The following is a 22,992-nucleotide window of genomic DNA, read 5'->3' as shown; positions in this document are numbered from 1 at the left end:
AGATTACAGTGTAATCAATAATCTAAATCTTTTTTATTATTTTATTCGCTGACGAGCGAGTAGGATTCCACCTAAAAGGAATAATACCATACCTCCAAGAATTGAACTCATTTCTGCTGATGTTCCTCCTGTGTTAGGAAGTAATGTTGGCTTATCATTTTCTGTAGTAGGTGGAACTTTTGAATCGCTATTTTTGTCTGCATTTGTGTTTGGATCTGTACCTGGATCTTTTGGATTTGTGCTTGGATCTTTTGGATCTGTGCTTGGATCTTTCGGATCTGTACTTGAATCTTTTGGATCTACACCTGGTTCGTCCTTGATTTTTGTATTCGTGATGTCATAACCATTTACTTCGGATTTGTATCCCGCTACTGGTTGTTCTTTCACTTCATACTTGTACGCCTTACCTTCAGCATCATATGCTGCTAAATCTTTAAACGCATATTTCCAATCACTTGCTGTACTCACTTCTTGTGTTGCGATTACTTGGCCATTTTGTAGTAAGTCTACTTTAATCATTGAAGGACGTTCTTTCGCATTATCGTCTTTCCACGTTTTCGTTCCTTCTACTTTTGTTTGACCAACCTTTGTATTCGTGATGTCATAACCATGTACTTCTGTTTGATATCCGTCTACTGCTTGTTCTTTCACTTCATACTTGTATGCTTTTCCGTCTGCATCATATGCTGCTAAATCTTTAAATTCATATTTCCAGCCTGTTGCTTTGCTTACTTCTTGCGTCGCAATCACTTTGCCGTTTTGTAGTAAGTCTACTTTAATTGCTTTCGGACGATCTTTCGCATTATCGTCTTTCCACATTTTTGTTCCTTCTACTTTTGTTTGGCTTACTTTTGTATTCTTGATGTCATATCCTTTTACTTCGGATTGATATCCGTCTACTGGTTGCTCTTTCACTTCATACTTATATGCTTTTCCTTCAGCATCGTATGCCGCTAAATCTGTAAACACATATTTCCATTCGCTCGCTGCGCTTACTTCTTTTGTATCGATAACCTTGCCATTTTGTAGTAAGTCTACTTTGATCATTGAAGGACGCTCTGATGAATTACCGTCTTTCCATGTTTTCGTTCCTTCTACTTTTGTTTGACCAACCTTTGTATTCGTGATGTCATATCCTTTTACTTCTGTTTGATATCCGTCTACTGCTTGTTCTTTCACTTCATACTTGTATGCCTTACCTTCGGCATCATATGCCGCTAAATCTTTGAATTCATATTTCCAACCTGTTACTTCTGTTACTTCTTGTGTTGCGATTACTTGGCCATTTTGTAGTAAGTCTACTTTAATCATCGTCGGACGATCTTTCGCATTATCATCCTTCCACGTTTTCGTTCCTTCTACTTTCGTCTTGCCTATTTTTGTATTCGTGATGTCATTACCTTTTACTTCCGATTGATATCCGTCTACTGCTTGTTCTTTCACTTCATACTTATATGCCTTGCCTTCGGCATCGTATGCCGCTAAATCTGTAAACACATATTTCCATTCGCTTGCTGCGCTTACTTCTTTTGTATCGATTACCTTGCCATTTTGTAGTAGGTCGACTTTGATTATTTCTGGACGTCCTTCACCATTTCCGTCCTTCCATACCTTCGTTCCTTCTACTTTTGTTTGACCAATCTTTGTATTCGTGATGTCATTACCTTTTACTTCTGTTTGATATCCGTCTACTGCTTGTTCTTTCACTTCATACTTGTATGCCTTACCTTCGGCATCGTATGCCGCTAAATCTTTAAATTCATACTTCCAACCGCTTGCTTCTGTTACTTCTTGTGTTGCGATTACTTGGCCATTTTGTAGTAAGTCTACTTTAATCATATTTGGACGATCTTTCGCATTATCGTCTTTCCACGTTTTCGTTCCTTCTACTTTTGTTTGACCAACTTTAGTATTCGTGATGTCATAACCATGTACTTCTGTTTGATATCCGTCTACTGCTTGCTCTTTCACTTCATACTTATATGCCTTACCTTCGGCATCATATGCCGCTAAATCTTTGAATTCATACTTCCAACCGCCTGCTTCTATTACTTCTTGCGTTGCGATTACTTGGCCATTTTGTAGTAAGTCTACTTTAATCATATTCGGACGATTTTTCGCATTATCGTCTTTCCATGTTTTTGTTCCTTCTACTTTTGTTTGCGCCACTTTTGTATTTGTAATGTCATAACCTCTTACTTTGGATTGATATCCGTCTACTGGTTGTTCTTTTACTTCATACTTATATGCCTTACCTTCGGTATCGTATGCCACTAAATCTGTAAACGCATATTTCCATTCGCTTGCTGCGCTTACTTCTTTTGTATCGATTACCTTGCCATTTTGTAGTAGGTCTACTTTGATTGTTTCTGGACGCCCTTCACCATTTCCGTCCTTCCATACCTTCGTTCCTTCTACTTTTGTTTGACCAACCTTTGTATTCGTGATGTCATAACCTTTTACTTCTGTTTGATATCCGTCTACTGCTTGTTCTTTCACTTCGTACTTATATGCCTTACCTTCGGCATCGTATGCCGCTAAATCTTTGAATTCATATTTCCAACCTGTTGCTTTGCTTACTTCTTGCGTCGCAATCACTGTACCATTTTGTAGTAGGTCTACTTTAATCATTTCCGGACGATCTTTCGCGTTATCGTCTTTCCATGTTTTCATTCCTTCTACTTTTGTTTCGCCTACTTTTGTATTTGTGATGTCATAACCGTTGACTTCCGGTTTGTATCCATCTACTGCTTGTTCTTTCACTTCATACTTGTATGCTACTCCGTTTGCATTATATGCTTGGAGGTTTTCAAATGTGTACTTCCATTCTGTTGCTGCTGTTATTTCTTTTGTGTCTACTACTTTACCATTTTGTAAAAGGTCTACTTTGATCATTGTCGGACGATCTTTCGCATTATCGTCTTTCCATGTCTTCGTTCCTTCTACTTTTGTTTCGCCTACTTTTGTATTTGTGATGTCATAACCATTTACTTTTGATTCGTATCCATCTACCTGCTGTTCTTTCACTTCATACTTGTATGCTACTCCATTTTCATCATACGCTGCTAAATCTTTAAACTCATACTTCCAACCTGCTGCTTCACTTACTTCTTGCGTCGCAATCACTGTTTCTTTTTGTGCTTGTGAGTTATCTTTTTGTACTAAATCTACTTTGATGGTTTTCGGACGATCTGACGCATTGTTATCGTTCCACGTCTTCGTTCCTGAAACTGATGTCTTACCTACTTTTGTATTCGTGATGTCATAACCATTTACTTTTGATTCGTATCCATCTACCGGCTGTTCTTTCACTTCATACTTGTATGCTTTTCCATTTTCATCGAACGCTACTAAATCTTTAAATTCATACTTCCAACCTGTTTCTTTGCTTACTTCTTGTGTCGCAATCACTGTACCGTTTTGTAGTAAGTCTACTTTGATGGCTTTATGCTCTTCCTCTGTACCACCTTTCCACGTCTTCGTTCCTGCAACTGATGTCTTGTCTATTTTTGTATTCGTGATGTCATAACCATTTACTTTTGATTCGTATCCGTCTACTGCTTGTTCTTTCACTTCATACTTATATGCTTTTCCGTCTGCATCGTTTATCGCTAAATCTTTAAATTCATATTTCCAGCCTGTTGCTTCGCTTACTTCTTGCGTCATAATCACTGTACCGTTTTGTAGTAAGTCTACTTTAATCATCGTCGGACGACCTTCCGCATTTCCGTCCTTCCATGTTTTCGTTCCTTCTACTTTGGTTGTTTGTACCACTTTTGTATTTGTAATGTCATAACCATTTACTTCTGTTGTGTATCCATCTATCGGTTGTTCTTTTACTTCATACTTGTACGCTACTCCATTTGCATCATAAACTGCTAGGTTGTCAAATTTGTATTTCCAACCATCCGCCGCTGTTACTTCTTTCGTGTCTACTATTTTCTTATTTTGTAGTAATTCTACTTTGATTGAACTTGGACGATCTTTCTCGTTATCGCCTTTCCACATCTTCGTTCCTGAAACAGATGTAGTTTTCACTTTATTTGGAATATCCAGTTCGACTCCATTTTCATCATCTGATTTTATTTCAAACTCTACTTTTTTCTGAGGATCGAAATCAATATAGTCTGGAGCTGAAACCTCTTGTACATAATATTTACCTGGTGATAATTGAGGAGTTTCAACTATCCCTTTTTCATTTGTTGTATATTCGCCCCCAACTTGTTCACCAGACTCTTTATACAACTTAAACGAAACATTCGGGATTATTTTTTCTTTATTTCCTTCAATATGTTTAATAATTTTCAGCTTTCCTTTTGGGACCTTGTTACCGGTAGCACCACCGCCAGCTGTCATATTTTCGACTGGATGAGTACCCGATTCAGTAACTGGTTCTTCGTTTAAAACTTGGTAATCAATCGTATAATCATTCTTAAAAAAATCTTGCGTCTTCCCAGCTTCCGTTATAGTAGATGTATAACCAATCGAAAAGGAGGCAAGACGTGCTTTATCCTTATTAAGCACAACTTTAAATGATTTGTCTCCGGTAAAGGTAATTGTTCCGTAACCTTGCCCTTCAAGCTCTTGTAGCGTTAAAGATCGACGACCTAAATCATCATCTACAATTATATAGAAACTATCCTTATTAAGTGTTTGACCTTCCTGTAAATTATCAGTCACAACAATATCACGACTTAACTCTTCTTTAGCTAAGTTTATATTCAAGAACCAACGTACTTCATCGTCCTTACCTGAGTTCATATCACCAGTTTTATAAAAAAACGGTGGCTTTCCAGGATCTGTACCACCACCACTGCTTGGGCCGGTAATTGTTACAGATTGCTTATCTACATTTGTACCAAAATTGGTTTCAATCTCTTTCTTTTGATCCGTTCCTACATTAGTAGCTTCCACGAAAAAGTTTAAATACCCTTGAATATTTTCATGTGTATCCACTTTATCATTAAATGTACATACCACAGTACCTGCTGTAACTTTACAAGTACCATAGTCATTTAATAGAAACTCTCTATTTAATCCTTTTAATTCTGGAGGCAGTGTTAATGTTAGTGTGTCTCCAGGCTTCAGCCTAAGTCCATCTTTTTCACTGAAGTTTACAGTTACTTTAGTCCGTTCTGTGGTACTTAGATTTGTTTTACCAATCTGAAAACTATCCACAAGTCCTGCTGTGTTTAGCTCTTGTGCATTTGCTACTATAGGTAGCAAACTCTGACCTATAGTAAACATGAAAATCATTATAATCGAAAAAATCGAAGTAATTCTTTTTAAATACATATTTTATGTTATCCTCCTATAAAATTAAAAATAGATAGATCCTGGTACAAGCATACTATGACAAAGATTCTATTATTCAATGTCATTAAGCCACTTTACTTAAATATTTTCGATAGCTATTATCATCTTTTTCTCTTTTTTCAACCCTTCTATTACTTAGAAACTTGCAGTTTGACTCTTATATAGATTCATCTAATTTCTCTGATGTTTCATTTCTCGTATATACTGTTTAACAAAAACAGATACAGGACAAATTTCGATAAAGAAATTCAAATTACAAGTACACATGAACGGACCACAGAATAACTTCAAAGTTAGAAGGAGACAATTTGAAAAGTACTCACAATAAAGCTCATGACAGCCATTGTCGTCTTATTATGCTGTAAAATTTCCGGAATTTCTCCAAACCCAATGCAAACGTTTGCTCTATAAATACCGAAAAATTCGTTACCGGCAAGTATGGCCTAGCTACTTCACAGTAAATATGCATTTGGTCAACTTCCTTACTTATCCTCCTAAAGAATAACAAGAAGTACCATCTATAATCGAAATTAGCATATCAGCCGAGGAAGATTACGATTGTGAAACATGCTAGGATACTCGTATTCTAAAAAATGTTATTGAAGATGCATTTTCTGCCATTATGAGTTGAGGTGAAATTGGCCATATGTTAAAACGTTTGGTGTTTAATTACACAGCCAACCTACACACCGAAACAAGTAGAACAAAAAGCGTTCTATCGCCAGCATTATATAATTAAAAACGCTCTGGATGAAGTATTGTTTGCCTATGCAAGATGATAGTCATATTCTCCAAATTTGAATACAGTGGACCGAATTTGGGGGTAACTAAAAAAGAGTATGATTTTCAACTGATTTCATGTAAATCGCATAGAAATACGAAATTCAGCCTTTTCATTTTTGGAGTATATAAATGAGTGTCGAGAAAAAACACTTTGCCTAATGGGTTCCATGGCTATGTCGAAGAATTAAAATGAGCTTATATATGATGATAATATCAAAACCGAGAGATTTATATCCTTTCATTATTTTTTATCAAATCATGAAAACTTCAATTGTACTATATGTACTATTTTAAACATATCCCCCTAGTTTCTTGACTAAGCTGGAAGTTTTCAAGATTAATTACTAATTGGTTAGATACTTGGTTAGATGAATTGTTATTTTAGTATTTGGCATAGCTGTAACAATGTTTTTTACAACAATCACACCATTTCCTAGTAACATCCCACCAACTAATAATACATATATGGATTTTTGATAATTTTACCCCCAACAGTCTATTATTCTAGAATCGTTCCTAAAAATCAATAGTTAATTGGTACTTTACTATTTTCACTTCATCACCATAACATATATTTGTCACATGTATTTATATTAGTAAACTGAAATAAAAAAAAAGAGACAGCTCTGCCATCTCTTTTTTATTTCAGTTTACCCTCATCAAGACGTACGTGAGGTTCTCCCCCATACGTCTTTTCGTTGATCTTCTTTCTTTGACATCTAATCAGTGTATAGACTGATTAGATGTCTTTATATCAACTTGTATATCACTTCTAAACAAAAATAAGTATCTTTTCTTTTGTCTATTACATTTTTTCTGGTGCAGATACTCCTACGATTGCTAATGCATTTTGAAGTGTCGTGCGTACTGCTTTCATTAATTCGTAACGAGCTTTACTTAATTCTAAGTTATCTTGGTTTAATACTTTTTCTGCATTGTAGAAGCTGTGTAATGCTGCAGCTAATTCAAATGCATAGCTTGTAATGCGGTGTGGCAGACGCTTTTGCGCTGCATCCGCAACTACAGCTGGGAATTCACCAAGTTTTTTCAGTAACTCTACTTCTTTCTCAGAAGTAACAAGTTTGTAATTCACGTCTCCGCCTGTAGCTAATCCTAACTCTTCACCTTGACGAAGGATACTGCATACACGGGCATGTGCATATTGTGCATAGTATACTGGGTTTTCATTAGATTTTGATACAGCTAAGTCCATATCGAAGTCTAAATGAGAATCACCGCTACGCATTGCGAAGAAGTATCGCATTGCGTCCACGCCTACTTCTTCCATAAGCTCACGAAGTGTAACTGCTTTACCTGTACGCTTACTCATTTTCATTTTTTCACCATTTTGGTACAGTTGTACCATTTGGATGATTTCTACTTCAAGCGTTTCTTTATCGTAACCTAGTGCTTGAATAGCAGCTTTCATACGAGGAATGTAACCGTGGTGGTCAGCACCCCAAATGTTGATTAGCTTATCGAAACCACGCTCTAATTTATCACGGTGATAAGCGATATCTGGCGTTAAGTATGTGTAAGAACCGTCATTTTTAATTAATACACGGTTTTTGTCGTCACCGTAAGTCATTGAACGGAACCAAGTTGCTCCGCCTTCTTCAAAGATTTCGTCACGCTCTTTTAATACAGCAAGAGCCTGATCAATTTTTCCGTTTTTGTATAATGATGTTTCTGAGAACCACACATCGAAGTTAACACGGAAGCTTGCTAAATCTTTTTGAAGTTTTGCTAACTCATACTTTAAACCGTATGAACGATAGAATTCATAGCTTTCTTCTGCATCAGCTTTTGCATAACGATCGCCAAACTCTTCAGCTAAGCGTTTACCGATTCCAATGATGTCCGCACCATGGTAACCGTCTTCTGGCATTTCTTTCTCTAAACCTAAAGCTTGCATGTAACGAGCTTCAACAGAAAGAGCTAAGTTATGAATTTGGTTACCAGCATCATTAATGTAGTACTCACGAGATACATCATATCCTGCTTTTGCTAATACGTTACATAAAGTGTCACCTACTGCCGCACCACGTGCATGTCCTAAGTGAAGATCACCTGTTGGATTCGCAGATACGAACTCAATTTGTACTTTTTCACCTTTACCAGTATTCGTTTCACCGTATGCTTCACCAGCGTTGACGATTGTTGGGATTAAGTCTGTTAAGTAGCTATTATCCATGTAGAAGTTAATGAAACCAGGACCAGCGATTTCAATTTTTTCAATAGAAGCTTTTGCTTTATCGAAGTTTGCAACTAAGTCTTCTGCAATCATACGAGGTGCTTTTTTCGCAACGCGTGCAAGTTGCATTGCCATATTTGTAGAGAAGTCACCATTTGTTTTATCTTTTGGAGATTCTAATACAACGTTTGGAATTTGTTCTTCTGTCGCTAGTTCTGCCTTTAATACAGCAGCTTGAATTTCTTCTTTAATCAATCCTTTTACTTGTTCTAAAGAATTCATTATTTTGCCTCCTTCAAATTAAGTGTAATTGTATATCTGCCAGCTTCTTGTTCACTTAGAAGCAATGCGTACGTTAAGAAGAGTTGTCCTTTTTTCTTTTCATCCGACCATTTAAAAAGAACGTTATCAGTTTTCGTTTGCAATGCAAACGTACCAAGTTCACTCGTATACGTACCAGTTGTCCATTCACCTTTCACATGCGTCTGACGCATAGAAATAGCACCTGAACGCATAATGAGAACTTGTTCATCTTGAATTTTAATAATTGTTTTCACTTCGCCTTGTTCGTTCGGCTCTTGGAATGTTATATATGTACCTTGACCTTTTACATAGTATTGACCATTTGCTTCAAAAGCAACGGTTTCCTTCCTCGCCCCTTCACGGATTTCTGTTACGAAATGAACGTGTACCGGCAAGCCTGCAAGTTGTTTCTTCACGTCTTGCACACCCTTCAAATGTTATAGATATTAAATACTACTTATAATAAATCACTTTTCCTATCATATCAAAAAAAGACTCTGTCTGTCTGCTGAAAAATCAGGAAAACTCCTTTTCAAAAAATAATTCACCTTCACTTTATTTCATATGTTAAAATATTTTTTAAATCTAAATATTCTTTCATTTCAAGGAGTGAATTTGGTGCTACCAACAAAATTAAAAAAAGGTGATGAAATAAGGGTTATTTCACCATCTTGTAGTTTAAGTATTGTCTCAAATGAAAACAGAGACCTTGCTATAAAAAGATTAACCGACATAGGCTTTCAAGTTACATTCTCAAAATATGCTGATGAGATAGATCGATTCGCTTCCTCTTCTATTTCTTCACGAGTTCAAGACCTCCACGAAGCATTTAGAGATCCTAATGTAAAAGCCATTTTGACGACACTTGGCGGATACAACTCTAATGGTTTATTGAAACATCTCAATTATGATTTAATTCGAGAAAATCCGAAAATTTTCTGCGGTTATTCTGATATTACCGCTTTAAGTAACGCAATTTATGCTAAAACAAGCTTAGTTACATATTCAGGTCCTCACTTCTCTTCATTTGGAATGGAGAAAGGGCTCGATTATACGACCGATTACTTTTTAAAGTGCTTAACTTCTCATGAACCTATTGAAATACTACCAGCTGAAACTTGGAGCGATGACTCTTGGTATATGGATCAAGAAAATCGAGAATTTATTAAAAATGAAGGATATGTTTCAATTCAAGAAGGGGAAGCGATGGGAGATATTATTGGTGGCAATATGAGCACATTTAATTTACTGCAAGGTTCACCATATATGCCAAGCTTACAGGGCAAAATTTTATTTCTTGAAGAGGATAGTTTAACAGGAAAATCTACCCTAAAAACTTTTGATCGATATTTACATTATCTTATGCATCAACCTGACTTTGAACATGTAAAAGGCATTGTTATAGGACGAATGCAAAAAGGAGCAGAATGTACGATAGAAGACATTCAAGAAATGATTGCTTCAAAGCCTGAACTTACACATATACCTATCATTGCAAATACAAGTTTCGGACATACAACTCCTATTTTTACTTTCCCAATTGGCGGAAGGGCAAAAATCATTTCTAATAAAGAAAGTTCAGCTATCACCATTTTAACGCACTAAAAAAGGAGCGAACGATTCGCTCCTTTTATGGTTTTTCTATTTTTTGCAACGCTTTTTGCGGGATTGATTCTTTCGAGATTTCAGCCCATCCTTTTCCCTGCATACCTTTTGCATAAATTTTTATAAAAGCACCCGTATGCAATTCACGGTTCACCATTCTTTTAATAACTTGTAGCTTTCCATCTTCTGTATACCCTTTAAATGTATACAAATATTCATCGTCTTTTTTCTCACTTTTATCTATAACAGCATAATAATCTTGTATTTCTTTATTTGAAAAGAAGTTGTCTACAAAAGCATGCACACCTTCTGTTTTCGTGTTTAAATAATATGCTGTTCCACCTAAAATAATGGCGAACACAGCTAAAACTTTAATTACCAATTTCATAAATGCGCCTCCTGTTTGCACTGCTTTCTCACTAGCCGTATGTCTATACCTGTATTATACGAAAAAAGGCATACTATACTCTATCGAAATGCCTTACACTTTCCTTACATTATTGTAAGAGTTTTTCACCTTACAGCAATTTCCCAATAAAAAATTTTTCCGTTTAACAAACTTTTATATTATTATTGAATGATACAAATTTTTATTACAAAAATCAAAGGAGACAATTTTCAAATGGCTATCTTGCAAGGTTTAGCACTATTACTTGTTGTACTTTGTCTATTTACACTTTTCAGTTACCGTGCGCCTTACGGAATGAAAGCAATGGGCGCTTTAGCTAATGCAGCAATCGCAAGTTTTCTTATTGAAGCATTTCACCGTTATATTGGTGGAGAAATGTTTCATAATGACTTTTTACAATCAGTAGGAGTAGCTTCTGGTAGCATGAGCGGTGTCGCAGCGGCAATTTTAGTCGCATTAGCAATCGGTGTCTCACCCGTATACGCTGTTTTAATCGGTATAGCTACTAGTGGATTCGGTATTTTACCAGGATTTTTCGCTGGATACGTTTGTGCTTTCGTCGTGAAATTTCTCGAAAAGAAATTACCAGCTGGTGTAGAATTTTTAGCAATTCTATGTATTGCCGCACCAATTTCACGTGGAATGGCCATGCTTATGGATCCACTCGTTAACGCAACACTCGGTAAAATCGGTTCTATGATTTCAGTTGCGACTACAGAAAGTCCTATCATTATGGGTATTATGCTTGGTGGATTAATAACAGTTATTTCTACATCTCCATTAAGTTCTATGGCACTAACTGCAATGCTTGGATTAACTGGTTTACCAATGGCAATTGGTAGTCTTGCGGTAGCAGCTTCTGCCCCAATGAACTTCATTTTCTTTAAACGACTAAAAATCTGTTCAAAGAAAGATACAATCGCCGTGGCAATCGAGCCGTTAACACAGGCCGATGTTGTCTCAGCAAATCCAATTCCTATCTATATGACAAACTTTGTTGGCGGTGCGCTTGCCGGTATTATTACGTCGCTATTCCAGCTCGTTAATAATGCACCAGGGACAGCATCACCAATTCCAGGACTTCTCGTACTGTTCGGATTTAATGATGTAATAAAAGTAACGATTGCTGCCGTATTATGTGGAATCGTTACCACTATTGTTGGATACGTCGGTTCCATTGTGTTCCGCAAATATCCAATCCGTTCTGCTGATGAAATTCGCGGAATTACTTCGGAAGAGAAAGTTGCGTAAAGAAAGGGAGCTATTCTCATCGTTTGAGAATAGCTCTTTTTTATGTCGCTTGACGGTAAGTGAAATTATATTGAACACAACTCCGCATATATCGACTTAACTACTAAATAAAACAATAATAACCTACCTATTAATAAAAGAAGCCGGCTCAAAACACTTTTTGAGTCGGCTTCACTTTTACTTTATCCAGCTACAGCGGCTAGAATGATCGGTGGCTTCGCTTCTTCCTTCGAGGCAAAAAACGCCTCTACGTCTGAAGCTCCATCCCCCTCACATTCTGAGCGAGCCGCTTGCGCTTTTATTTTATCCAGCTACAGCAGCTAGAATCCCCGGCCATTTCACACTCTCGTTCGAAGCCAAAAGCGCTTCTCGGTCGAGCGTTCCAATGACCTGCGATTCTGAGCGAGCTGCCTACGCTTTTATTTAACCCAACCGAGCAGCATTTCCCGCACGAATTTGCTTGCTGCGATTGGTGTTTGATCACTATGATCGTAGACTGGAGCTACTTCTACTAAGTCTGCTCCGACTACTTTTATATTTGAATTTGCAATTGCTACGATGGACTCTAATAGTTCTTTAGATGTGATACCTCCAGCTTCTAATGTTCCTGTTCCAGGAGCGTGAGCTGGGTCTAATACGTCGATGTCAATTGTGACATAGACTGGGCGTCCTGCAAGTTTCGGTAATACTTCCTTTAACGGTTCTAATACGTCAAATTTATATAAGTTCATTCCTACTTCTTTTGCCCATTCGAATTCTTCCTTCATTCCAGAACGAATACCGAAAGAATATACGTTTTCCGGACCAATTAAATCGCACACTTTACGAATTGGTGTAGAGTGGGATAAAGGCTCTCCCTCATATGACTCACGTAAGTCAGTATGAGCATCCATATGGATGATTGCTAAATCCGGATATTTTTTTGCCATTGCCTTAAAAATTGGCCAAGACACTAAGTGCTCTCCGCCGAGACCTAGTGGAAACTTACCGGCATCTAATAGTTTTGTTACATATTCTTCAATCATGTCTATGCTGCGCTGTGGATTCCCAAATGGTAATGGGATATCACCCGCATCAAAATATTTTACCTCTTCTAGTTCACGATCTAAATACGGACTATATTCTTCAAGACCGATTGATACTTCACGAATACGTGCAGGGCCAAAGCGAGATCCTGGACGGAAACTTACTGTCCAATCCATAGGCATCCCGTAAATAACTGCCTCTGACTCTTCAAAAATTGGATGACTTTTAATAAATACTTTACCTGAATAAGCTTCATCAAAACGCATATTCTTTTCCTCCTTATGTGGAACTTAAGGTATCCCAACCTTTCACTATTTCTCAAATTTGGAGCGCATTGCTCCTCTTTCTCGATTTACCTGGGCCTTCTTGTTATCACAAGAAGACTACTTCATTTGTAGCAGTGTAAGTAACTAGCATGTTCAAGCCTTCTAGAAAAACACCTTAAATGAGTTACTTACACTTTATTTATTTCAATTTAACGCTCTTACTTAATTAAATCGCCAACAAATTTCGGTAATGCGAATGCTGCATTGTGTAATTCTTTTGTGTAATATTTCGTTTCGATTTCATGGAAACGCTCTTCACTTACTTCTAATGGATCATGTTTTTTAGATCCGATTGTGAACGTCCAAAGTCCACTTGGATACGTCGGAATGTTTGCTGTGTATAGACGAGTAATTGGGAAAATCTCTTTTACGTCTTTAAACACAGTTGTAATTAGTTCTGGTGTAAACCAAGGGTTGTCCGTTTGGGCAACGAAAATACCATCTTCTTTTAACGCTTTAGAAATTCCAGCGTAGAAGCCTTTTGTAAATAGGTTTACTGCTGGGCCTACTGGCTCAGTAGAATCTACCATAATTACGTCATATTCATTTTCGCTTTCTGCGATGTGTAGGAAACCGTCTCCTACTTTTACTTCTACACGCTCATCATCTAATGCGCCTGCAATTGATGGTAAGTATTGTTTAGAGTACTCAATTACTTTTCCATCAATTTCAACAAGAGTTGCTTTCTTTACGCTTGGGTGTTTTAATACTTCACGAATAACACCACCATCGCCACCGCCTACTACTAATACGTTTTCAGGGTTTGGATGTGTAAATAAAGGTACGTGCGCTACCATTTCATGATAAACGAACTCGTCCTTTTCTGTTGTCATAACCATGCCATCTAAAATAAGCATGTTTCCGAACTCTTCTGTTTCAACCATATCAAGTTTTTGGAATTCTGTTTGCTCCGTATGTAATGTGCGGTTAATACGCGCCGTAATTCCAAAATGCTTTGTTTGTTTTTCAGTGAACCATAGTTCCATCGTACAATCACGCCTTTCAATGCAAATTTATAATAGGGACATCATTAATGTCCCCTAACAAAAATAAAACAAAACATCCAAAAAGTATAGTTAAAAGTACAAAAATACCGAAAATATATTTTAGTCAGAGGGTTCTAACATATATGTGAAAAGGGATTGCTCTGTAATAGGAAAGAAAACCCTTTCTTAAGAAAGGGTTTTTGTCTCTATTTCTACCGGTTTACGAATCGGAATTAAGATCATTACGCAACCAACTAACACAACAATTCCACCGACTAAAAACGGACTTTGTGGTGAAACTGTATGACCGATGACTCCTGATAAAATTGGAGCAATCGCGCCCCCTAACCAACGAACGAAGTTATAAACACCTGATGTAACAGATCTTTCATAAGGTGAAATATCCATTACATAACTTGTAAATAACGCGTTATTTAAGCCTGATGCTAATCCTGATAGAACGATTAACACGATTTGTAACCACATAATTTTAACGAAGAATAGTGCAATTAAGAAAATCGCAAATACGAGTAAACTACCTTTTAACAATGTTTTTGGTTCATATTTACCTTCTAGCTTATGCGCTAAAATTGCTGATCCGTAAGCTAATGCTAATCCCCATCCGCAAAATACAAATCCTAATTGAATAGCAGATAAATGCATAATAAGTGGCGAATATGCTAACACGACGAAAAATCCGTAGTAATATAACATCCCGGAAATGGCACCTTGCATAAACGGTTTATACTTCACCAGGTTAAGTAATTCTCCTACGCCTGCCGCTTTACGCTTCACTTTTCGCTCTGGTTCTTTTACAAAAAAGAAAACTAAAATAAATGCTAAAGAAATTAAAATACTCGTCGCAAAAAATGGGTAACGCCAAGAATGTCCACCTAATATACCGCCTAATAAAGGTCCACCTGCCATCCCTAAACCGATAGCTGCTTCATATAATCCTACTGCTTCATGAACTTCTTTACTTAATGCAATTAATAATGTCATCGCCGTTGCGAAGAACATCGCATTTCCTAATCCCCACCCCGCGCGGAAAAGAGATAATTGAGCAATCGTTTGCGATATACCACATATAAATGCAAATACAGTTACAATCGCAAGACCGATCGTCATCATTCGTTTATCACCAAATCTTGATGCAAATATTCCAGCTGGTAACATCATAATTGCCATCGTTAAAATATAAGCTGTAAATAACATCTCGACTTGCCAATGCGAAGCACCAATTTGTTCAGCAATACTTGGTAAAATTGGGTCGACTACTCCTATACCTGAAAAGGCAAGGAAGGTAGCCACCACTGTAATCAATCTCCCTAATTTTTGTTTGCTCTCCATTTTGATTACTCTCCTTTTGTATTCTCTAAAAATGTAACTGCACGGCTTAAACTATCCTCTAGCTCTGCCTTAACACGCTGCATTTGCTCCATTTTTTCGTCTAACGTTTGCACTTGTTTTTCAAGCATCTCTTTAATTTCTTGAATCACTTCACGGTCACGCGGATTCTCACTATTTCTTCTTTGTTCCATTCTTTCTTTTAACGATAAGAAATGTTGCATTTCTTGAAGCGTAATTCCTAGTACTTCTTTCGCTTCCACAATCCTTTTAATTCTCGCAATGTCCTCGTCTGTATACAGGCGAATGTTCCCTTCACTGCGTTCTGGGGGATGAATTAAACCAATTTCCTCATAATAACGAAGTGTACGCTTTGTTAAACCAACTTGCCTTGTTACTTCATCAATTTTATACATGTGTATTCCTCCCTTCACCGATTATTACATTTTACGTTAACGTTAACTATTGTGCAACTGTTATACTTTTGTAAATGTTTGTCATATGAATTGTATTTTTCTCAAAGCAGTTTCATAATGAAAGAAAAGAGATGATAAGGAGATTTCCACATGAATAAACCACTTATTTTCGCTCATCGCGGGGTAAAAGGAACACACCCAGAAAATACGATGATTGCCATCCAAGAGGCTGAACGCATTGGGGCTCACGGAATTGAACTTGATGTTCATCTATCAAAAGATGGTGAACTAGTTGTTATTCATGATGAAACGGTGGACCGCACAACAAATGGCGTGGGACTTGTTTCTGAGAAAACTGTAGAGGAATTACAAGCTTTAGATGCTGGTAGCCATAAAGATCCTTCTTTCCATGAGGCGAAAATCCCAACATTACGAGAAGTATTTATTTGGCTCTCTACAACAAATTTACAACTTAACATTGAATTAAAAACAGATGTTCTTCATTATCCAAATATTGAAGAAAAAGTTGTTGCTCTTGTTCGTGAATATCATCTATCCAATCAAATTGCATTTTCATCATTTAACCACGATTCCGTTTCATTATTAGCAGAAATTGCTCCAGAAATTCCAAGAGCGATTTTGTACGATACACCACTTGCAGATCCTATTGCTGAAGCAAAAAGGCGCGAGGCGACTGGATTACATCCAAACTTTCAATTATTAACGAAAGAGTTTGTCCAATTAGCACAGGGGCAAGGATACGTTTTTCGTCCTTACACTATTAATGAATATAAAGATTTACAAACTATGATTGACTATGGTGTAGATGTCATCATTACCGATTGGCCAGCACGTGCCTTTGAGCTCCTTTCTTAATTGAAGGGGCTTTTTTGTTTTCAAAATTTCATTGTTTAAAATAAACGAAAACCCTCAATACTAATACAATAATGCTTGTATTAATGAGGGGCTGAAAAAGATGGATCAGACTATGAATCCAAAACTTAAAAAATATAAACGTCTTTTCTTCACCGTAATGTTTTCTTGTGTTCTTTTTTTCGTTTTTTCCTTTTTTATTATCATTATAGCTGCAAAAATTATGGGTCCTCCCCCTGTTGCAGTGCCGCAAACGAGTGTCTTTTACGCTAATGATGACACTGTTATAGGGCAAAGTAATGAAACACAAAAGCGCTATAATGTATCTCTTGATGAAATTTCTCCTTATGTAAAAGAGGCAACACTATCTATTGAAGATCAACGATTCTACAAACATCATGGATTTGATATAAAGCGCATTGTTGGTGCCATTGTTGCCGATTTAAAAGCAATGGCAAAAGTACAAGGTGCTAGTACTATTACACAACAGTATGCTCGTAACCTATACTTAGATCATGATAAAACGTGGAAGCGTAAACTATTAGAGGCAATGTATACCGTTCGCCTTGAAGTGAACTATAATAAAAATCATATTTTAGAAGGATATTTAAATACAATTTATTACGGGCATGGTGCTTACGGAATCGAAGCTGCTTCTCGCCTGTATTTCGATAAAACTGCAAAAGAATTAACATTAGCGGAAGCTAGTATGCTCGCAGGCATTCCGAAAGGACCTAGCTTCTACTCTCCCTTTTTAAAAGAAGAGCGTGCTAAAGGGCGTCAATCTCTCATACTAGATGAAATGGTAGAACAAGGTTATATTACAAAACAGCAAGCTGCCTCGGCAAAAAAGGAACCGCTAACTTTCGCCTCATTAGATACGAAAAAAGTGGCAGAGGTCGCGCCTTATTTCCAAGATGCTGTACAAGCTTCTCTTCTTCGTGATATCGGATTAGATGAGCAAGCCTTACAGCGAGGTGGCTTACGTATTTATACAACGCTAGACCCTAAATTACAATCTGTAGCAGAGCAAGCTGTAAAAAATCATATACCTGAAACAACAAACATCCAAACTGCCCTCGTCTCTATGAATCCAAAAACGGGTGAAGTGGCTGCCCTTGTTGGTGGAACTGATTATAATACGAGTCAATTTAACAGAGCTACACAAGCCGCTCGTCAGCCCGGCTCTACATTTAAGCCATTCCTATATTACGCAGCCTTAGAACGAGGATTCACCCCTGCTACGCGCTTAAAAAGCGAATACACTGTATTCACTTTAGGTGACGGTGTTTCCAAATATAAACCGAAAAATTATAAAAACTATTATGCAGACGACTTTGTGACAATGGCACAAGCACTCGCTGTTTCTGATAACGTATATGCTGTGAAGACAAATCTATTTTTAGGCGAAGACATTCTTACAAAAACAGCGAAGCAATTCGGTATTACTAGCGCATTAAAAGATGTTCCGTCTCTTGCTCTCGGCACATCTCCTGTAAAACCAATTGAAATGGTCAATGCTTATAGCATGTTTGCAAACGGCGGGAAAGAAGTAAAACCAATCTTTATAAGGCGCATCGTTGATCATGAAGGAAATATGCTATACGACGCTCATTTAGAAAGTAAACAAGTTCTAGATAAAAGCAAAGCCTTTGTGATGGAAGAAATGATGGCAGGCATGTTTAATAAAAAACTAAGCAGTTATGCCGCTGTGACCGGTCAATCGATGTTATCAAAACTATCAAGAACATATGCTGGAAAGTCTGGTTCTACAGAAACTGATAGTTGGATGATTGGATTTACCCCGCAGCTCGTAACAGGGGTTTGGATTGGATACGATCAACCTAAATCCATTTCAAACGTAGCAGAACAAGGATACGCAAAAAAAATATGGACCGATACAATGGAAAAAGGATTAGATGGACAGCCTAAACAAGAGTTCAAACAACCAGCAGATGTTGTTGCAGTCGATGTTAATCCTGAAAACGGTAAGATTGCTACAAAAAATTGTCCCATTTCTGTGAAAATGTATTTCGCAAAAGGTACAGAGCCAACAGAGTATTGTATGGATCACGTTGATGATAAGGAAGAGTTCGAAAAGGTTAGTGAAGAGAAGAAAAAGACGGGTTGGTGGAAAAAATATCTCCCGTGGTAAAAAAATAGCTGACGGAAATCCGTCAGCTATTTTTATTCGCCTAATAATGCGTGGCGCAATTCTTCACTAGATTCGTTCCAAATTGCTTCATTATGCTCTTTTAAGAATGTACCAAGTATTTTTTTAGATGATTCATCCATATGATCAATCATGATGTGACGCTTTAGTGATTTATCCATTTTATTTACATGCTCTGGAAGTGATTTATATCCGCGGCGAATTTCACGATCAACTGTCATTTCACAGGCTGTTGCACCTGCGTAATAAGCACCGTTTGGTGTTCTTTCAATTGTTACCCAAACAAGCCAAAACGGTTTTCCGTTTGGAACTTCATCTTTATTTGTTAAAAACTTAATTCCTTTTTCTACTGTACTACGCGCATGCATCGCACCGATATCAACGAACGCAGTTTTCTCTAATACATCAACAAATACAGGAGAAATATTTTCTAAACTTAATGCCCCAACGCCAAAACCACCATGTCCATCTGTTGAATCATTTTTCACGATATTAAAACCGATTTTTTTCTTTTTCTCTGTCATATGTAAACTCCTCCTCGCTTAATGATTAAAAAAGCCTGAAAATAGGCGCAATGATATTTTGTAAAAATACTAATACATATGGAATAACAACATTGAAAATAGGTTGAATTGTGTAATTGCTAAGCGGTGTAATAACAAGAATTAATAACGCAATTGATCCATACTTTTCATACTGTGTCATTTTCGCACGAATATTTGCTGGTGCTAAATCTTCCACAACGCGATAACCATCAAGTGGCGGGATTGGTAATAAATTAAATACAAGTAAAACAATATTAAGCATAATAAAAATTTGGAAAAATTGATCCAGCGTATCTGCTACTGCAAGTGGCATCGCATCTAACACACCAAATGTTATTAAGCTATACCAAATAATTAAACCAATTGCACTTAAGATAAGATTACTTATCGGTCCCGCAATAGAAACTAATATTCCTGCAAGACGCGGTCTTTTAAAGTTATATGGGTTAACAGGCACGGGTCTTGCCCAACCGAATCCAAGAATTAATACAGCAATCATACCGATAGGATCTAAATGAGCCATCGGTGATAACGTTAAACGCCCTTGCTTTTTCGCTGTATCGTCTCCAAATTTATATGCAACATACGCATGTGCAAATTCATGCACAGATAGCGCAATAATAATCGCCATTGCTACCAACGGAATTTGTTGCAATGGGTATCTAAATAACTGATCCATACTTCATCTCCTCTTCAATATGTCAAAAAAAGAAATTATTTGTTTTTCCGATTGTTCTTCCTCATAATCCGCTATAATAAGAGTGTAACTTACATAAAAGGAGCGATCATATATGCCATACGTAACAGTGAAAATGCTAGAAGGACGCACAGAAGAACAAAAGAAAGCTCTTGCTGAGAAAGTAACAGCAGCAGTAAGCGAAACAACTGGTGCTCCTGAAGAAAACATCGTTGTTTTCATCGAAGAAATGTCTAAAAACCATTATGCAGTTGGCGGAAAACGCTTAAGCGACAAATAATTTCAAGTTTTTTCATAAGAAGCAGCTCTTAGCTGCTTCTTATTTCTTTCCTTCTAACAACTCGATAATTCTCTCTTTATATTTTCCTTTTCTTCCATCTTCATAGATTAAATCATGCGGATAGAATAGCTTTTGATCCGTTCGCTTCTTACCTGTAATCGCCTCAACAATATCCGATTCACGCGAAAGCTCTCTAAGTTCCCCGTTCGGCATAAGAAGTAAGATTGGCAGACGCTCTTCTTCTTCTCCTGCACGGTAAAAGTCATACGGTAAGTCTGATGTTGAATCAACAACTAAATAATACTCTGGGTCTAGTCCAATTTTTTTAAATAAGCTACTTAGCTCCATCCAATTATCTAAACCGTGCTTATCTGTAAACTCCACATATTTAAATAGATTTCGATTCATAAAACGACGGCATAAGTCACTTAAAATCGGATCTTCTTCCTCTTGCCATACTTGGAAGTAATAATACATTACGTTCTCGTCTAGCTTTAAATAATCCTCTACTGTTACTTCTTCTTCAAATAAAGAATAGAAATGAACAGGATGATTTTTAAACGCATAATATTTCTCATGCAACGATTTAGCTCGGTGTAAAATCTTCGTTAAAATTACTTCTGCACTACGTGTTACCGGATGAAAATATACTTGCCAATACATTTGATAACGGCTCATAATATAATGCTCTACAGCATGCATACCACTATTTTTAATGACAACTTGATTACCGTACGGGCGCATGACACGCAGTATACGTTCCATATCAAAGTTCCCATACTTTACACCAGTAAAATATGCATCTCTTAATAAATAATCCATACGATCGGCATCAATTTGGCTCGAAATCATACTAATCGCTAATTTATTAGTAGATGTTTTCGCAATTACATCTGCTACCTTTTGCGGGAAATCCTTATCCACACGGCTTAACACACGATTAATTTCCGTATCACCAACGATAATCTTTTGCGTAAATTTCTCATGATCTAACGAAAATACTTTTTCAAACGAGTGAGAAAATGGGCCGTGACCGACATCATGAAGTAATGACGCACATAAACATAACAATCTATCTTCAGCATTCCAGTTCGGTCTGCCATCAAACACATCATCAATCATACGACGAATAATTTCATATACACCTAACGAATGAGTAAAGCGACTATGCTCTGCACCGTGAAATGTAAAAAATGTCGTACCAAGCTGCTTAATACGGCGCAAGCGTTGAAATTCTTTCGTTCCGATTAAATCCCAAATAACGCGATCACGCACGTGTACATATTTATGTACTGGGTCTTTAAACACTTTTGTTTCGCTGAGTTTGTCGTTTAAATATACCACTTTCCGACATCCCCCTTTCTTTACTGCATTCTTACTATATATTATAAACGATATAGGAAACAGAAAGAAATGAAAGACTATATTAATTCCTGTTATATAAAGAAAAATCACCTTTACCAAAGCAAAGGTGATTTTTCTTTATATATTATTTTCCTAAAATGAACTCAGTAACTTCGTCTAGGATCATTTCTTTACCTAGTGGGAAGTATCCTTTGTTTACATCTTCATTACTGATTGTAAATACATGGTTGTTTTTAACAGCGTTCATATTTTTCCAAATTGATTCTTCTTGGAATTCTTTTAGACGCTGAGAACCGTCACCAGTTGTAAATACGAATAAGTAATCTGGGTTGTAATCAATTAAAGCTTCTTTTTGTATTTGTACTAACGGTTTATCAGTTGGTGTACCTTTAACTGCTGGTAATTTTAAATCACCAAAGATTACGCTACCGTAACCGTAGTCACCGTATACACGGAATGCATTTGGATATGCAGCCATTTTCATGAATGTTGCATCGCCAGTTTTAGCAACGATTTTGTCATGTAATTTGCTTGCTTTTTCATCATACTTTTTGAACCATTCTTTTGTTTCTTTCTCTTTACCGAAGATTTGTCCTACTTCTTCGAATTTTGGACGCCATTGGTCTAATGGAGTTTTTAACATAACTGTTGGTGCAATTTTAGATAATTGATCATAAATCTTTTCTTGACGATTGTTTACAATAATTAAATCTGGTTTTGCAGCAGCCACTGCTTCGATGTTAATTTTATCGCCCCACGCAGAACCAACCGGTTTTACATCTTTCAATTTCTTCTCAATATGTGAATCAATTTTTTCTTGTGTTGTATTTGCAGTAATAATCGGTTTCATACCGAAAATTAATAATTCTTCTGTTGAACCACTAAGGTCAGCAATTTTCTTTGGATTTGCAGGAATTTTAATTTCCCCTTTTGCGTGTTGTACAGTGCGCTCTTCAGTTTTCGCATCTGCTTTCTTTTCTTCTTCTTTGTTAGAACAAGCTGCAAATAGTACAGAAGTAACAACTAGTACCATTGCTAATAGTGCCATTTTAAAATTCTTCATATTCCGACTCCTTCTAGCTGTATTTCTCTTATAA

17 protein-coding genes are annotated in these 22,992 nt (G+C 36.9%); 5 read left to right on the top strand and 12 right to left on the bottom strand.

All coding sequences use genetic code 11. From position 1 onward, the window contains the following. Positions 1-36: 36 nt before the first annotated feature. The 3 genes from B5P42_RS04405 to B5P42_RS04395 all read right to left on the bottom strand — a co-directional run bounded on the left by B5P42_RS04405 (position 37) and on the right by B5P42_RS04395 (position 9,012). Entirely contained in the window at positions 37-5,295 is a 5,259-nt protein-coding gene (locus B5P42_RS04405) for a Cna B-type domain-containing protein (RefSeq protein ID WP_113733732.1), read from the bottom strand. A 1,609-nt stretch (positions 5,296-6,904) separates the two neighbouring features. After that, positions 6,905-8,575, bottom strand: coding sequence for an arginine--tRNA ligase (gene argS / locus B5P42_RS04400; RefSeq protein ID WP_002143903.1), 1,671 nt, complete (start codon positions 8,573-8,575; stop codon positions 6,905-6,907). After that, a complete protein-coding gene (locus B5P42_RS04395; RefSeq protein ID WP_002089794.1) occupies positions 8,575-9,012 on the bottom strand; it encodes a YwiB family protein in 438 nt (145 codons plus the stop codon). Before B5P42_RS04395 ends, argS begins: the two co-directional genes overlap by 1 nt. Before the next feature lie 148 nt (positions 9,013-9,160). Here B5P42_RS04395 and B5P42_RS04390 point away from each other — a divergent pair, with 148 nt between their 5' ends. Further along, positions 9,161-10,201 carry a S66 family peptidase gene (locus B5P42_RS04390; protein ID WP_181458779.1) on the top strand — a complete coding sequence of 347 codons (1,041 nt, stop codon included), beginning with the start codon at positions 9,161-9,163 and terminating at the stop codon, positions 10,199-10,201. A 25-nt stretch (positions 10,202-10,226) separates the two neighbouring features. Here the strand turns inward: B5P42_RS04390 and B5P42_RS04385 are convergent, their stop codons facing one another. Next, positions 10,227-10,589, bottom strand: coding sequence for a YxeA family protein (locus B5P42_RS04385; protein ID WP_002130097.1), 363 nt, complete (start codon positions 10,587-10,589; stop codon positions 10,227-10,229). Between the two features lie 234 nt (positions 10,590-10,823). On the opposite strand from B5P42_RS04385, the gene B5P42_RS04380 reads away from it, so the two are divergent. After that, the gene (locus tag B5P42_RS04380) at positions 10,824-11,861 is read left to right on the top strand and encodes a PTS sugar transporter subunit IIC (protein ID WP_002016349.1); all 1,038 of its coding nucleotides are present in this window, start codon (positions 10,824-10,826) and stop codon (positions 11,859-11,861) included. 419 nt (positions 11,862-12,280) lie between these two features. Here the strand turns inward: B5P42_RS04380 and speB are convergent, their stop codons facing one another. From speB to B5P42_RS04355, 4 genes are all read right to left on the bottom strand, one after another. After that, entirely contained in the window at positions 12,281-13,153 is an 873-nt protein-coding gene (speB, locus tag B5P42_RS04370; RefSeq protein ID WP_113733730.1) for an agmatinase, read from the bottom strand. A 218-nt stretch (positions 13,154-13,371) separates the two neighbouring features. Beyond that, entirely contained in the window at positions 13,372-14,199 is an 828-nt protein-coding gene (gene speE, locus B5P42_RS04365) for a polyamine aminopropyltransferase (protein WP_000424693.1), read from the bottom strand. 186 nt (positions 14,200-14,385) lie between these two features. Further along, positions 14,386-15,549 (bottom strand): MFS transporter, encoded by a 1,164-nt coding sequence (locus tag B5P42_RS04360; RefSeq protein WP_002016352.1) that lies wholly within the window; start codon positions 15,547-15,549, stop codon positions 14,386-14,388. A gap of 5 nt (positions 15,550-15,554) precedes the next feature. Then, positions 15,555-15,962, bottom strand: coding sequence for a MerR family transcriptional regulator (locus B5P42_RS04355; RefSeq protein ID WP_113733729.1), 408 nt, complete (start codon positions 15,960-15,962; stop codon positions 15,555-15,557). A 150-nt stretch (positions 15,963-16,112) separates the two neighbouring features. Here B5P42_RS04355 and B5P42_RS04350 point away from each other — a divergent pair, with 150 nt between their 5' ends. Both B5P42_RS04350 and B5P42_RS04345 read left to right on the top strand, forming a co-directional pair. Next, entirely contained in the window at positions 16,113-16,838 is a 726-nt protein-coding gene (locus B5P42_RS04350) for a glycerophosphodiester phosphodiesterase (RefSeq protein WP_113733728.1), read from the top strand. Between the two features lie 100 nt (positions 16,839-16,938). Then, positions 16,939-18,990: a transglycosylase domain-containing protein gene (locus B5P42_RS04345; protein WP_002068524.1), complete on the top strand. Its 2,052-nt coding sequence runs from the start codon at positions 16,939-16,941 to the stop codon at positions 18,988-18,990. A gap of 32 nt (positions 18,991-19,022) precedes the next feature. Here the strand turns inward: B5P42_RS04345 and B5P42_RS04340 are convergent, their stop codons facing one another. Together B5P42_RS04340 and B5P42_RS04335 are read right to left on the bottom strand one after the other, a co-directional pair. Then, complete coding sequence (locus B5P42_RS04340; protein WP_113733727.1) at positions 19,023-19,532, bottom strand: YwhD family protein; 510 nt, start codon at positions 19,530-19,532, stop codon at positions 19,023-19,025. Between the two features lie 25 nt (positions 19,533-19,557). Further along, a complete protein-coding gene (locus tag B5P42_RS04335) occupies positions 19,558-20,232 on the bottom strand; it encodes a site-2 protease family protein (protein WP_002016358.1) in 675 nt (224 codons plus the stop codon). A gap of 112 nt (positions 20,233-20,344) precedes the next feature. On the opposite strand from B5P42_RS04335, the gene B5P42_RS04330 reads away from it, so the two are divergent. Further along, positions 20,345-20,530 (top strand): 2-hydroxymuconate tautomerase, encoded by a 186-nt coding sequence (locus tag B5P42_RS04330; RefSeq protein ID WP_001147171.1) that lies wholly within the window; start codon positions 20,345-20,347, stop codon positions 20,528-20,530. A 39-nt stretch (positions 20,531-20,569) separates the two neighbouring features. Here B5P42_RS04330 and B5P42_RS04325 read toward each other — a convergent pair whose 3' ends face one another. Both B5P42_RS04325 and B5P42_RS04320 read right to left on the bottom strand, forming a co-directional pair. Then, a complete protein-coding gene (locus B5P42_RS04325) occupies positions 20,570-21,874 on the bottom strand; it encodes an HD domain-containing protein (RefSeq protein ID WP_002130105.1) in 1,305 nt (434 codons plus the stop codon). A 145-nt stretch (positions 21,875-22,019) separates the two neighbouring features. After that, on the bottom strand, positions 22,020-22,958 hold the full coding sequence (locus tag B5P42_RS04320) for an ABC transporter substrate-binding protein (protein ID WP_002138981.1): 939 nt from the start codon (positions 22,956-22,958) through the stop codon (positions 22,020-22,022). Positions 22,959-22,992 lie beyond the last annotated feature (34 nt).

Origin of the sequence: Bacillus sp. SRB_331 (assembly GCF_003264175.1) — a bacterium.
In the GTDB taxonomy this organism is placed as follows: domain Bacteria; phylum Bacillota; class Bacilli; order Bacillales; family Bacillaceae_G; genus Bacillus_A; species Bacillus_A mycoides.
This window is presented reverse-complemented; position numbering and strand designations above follow the sequence as displayed.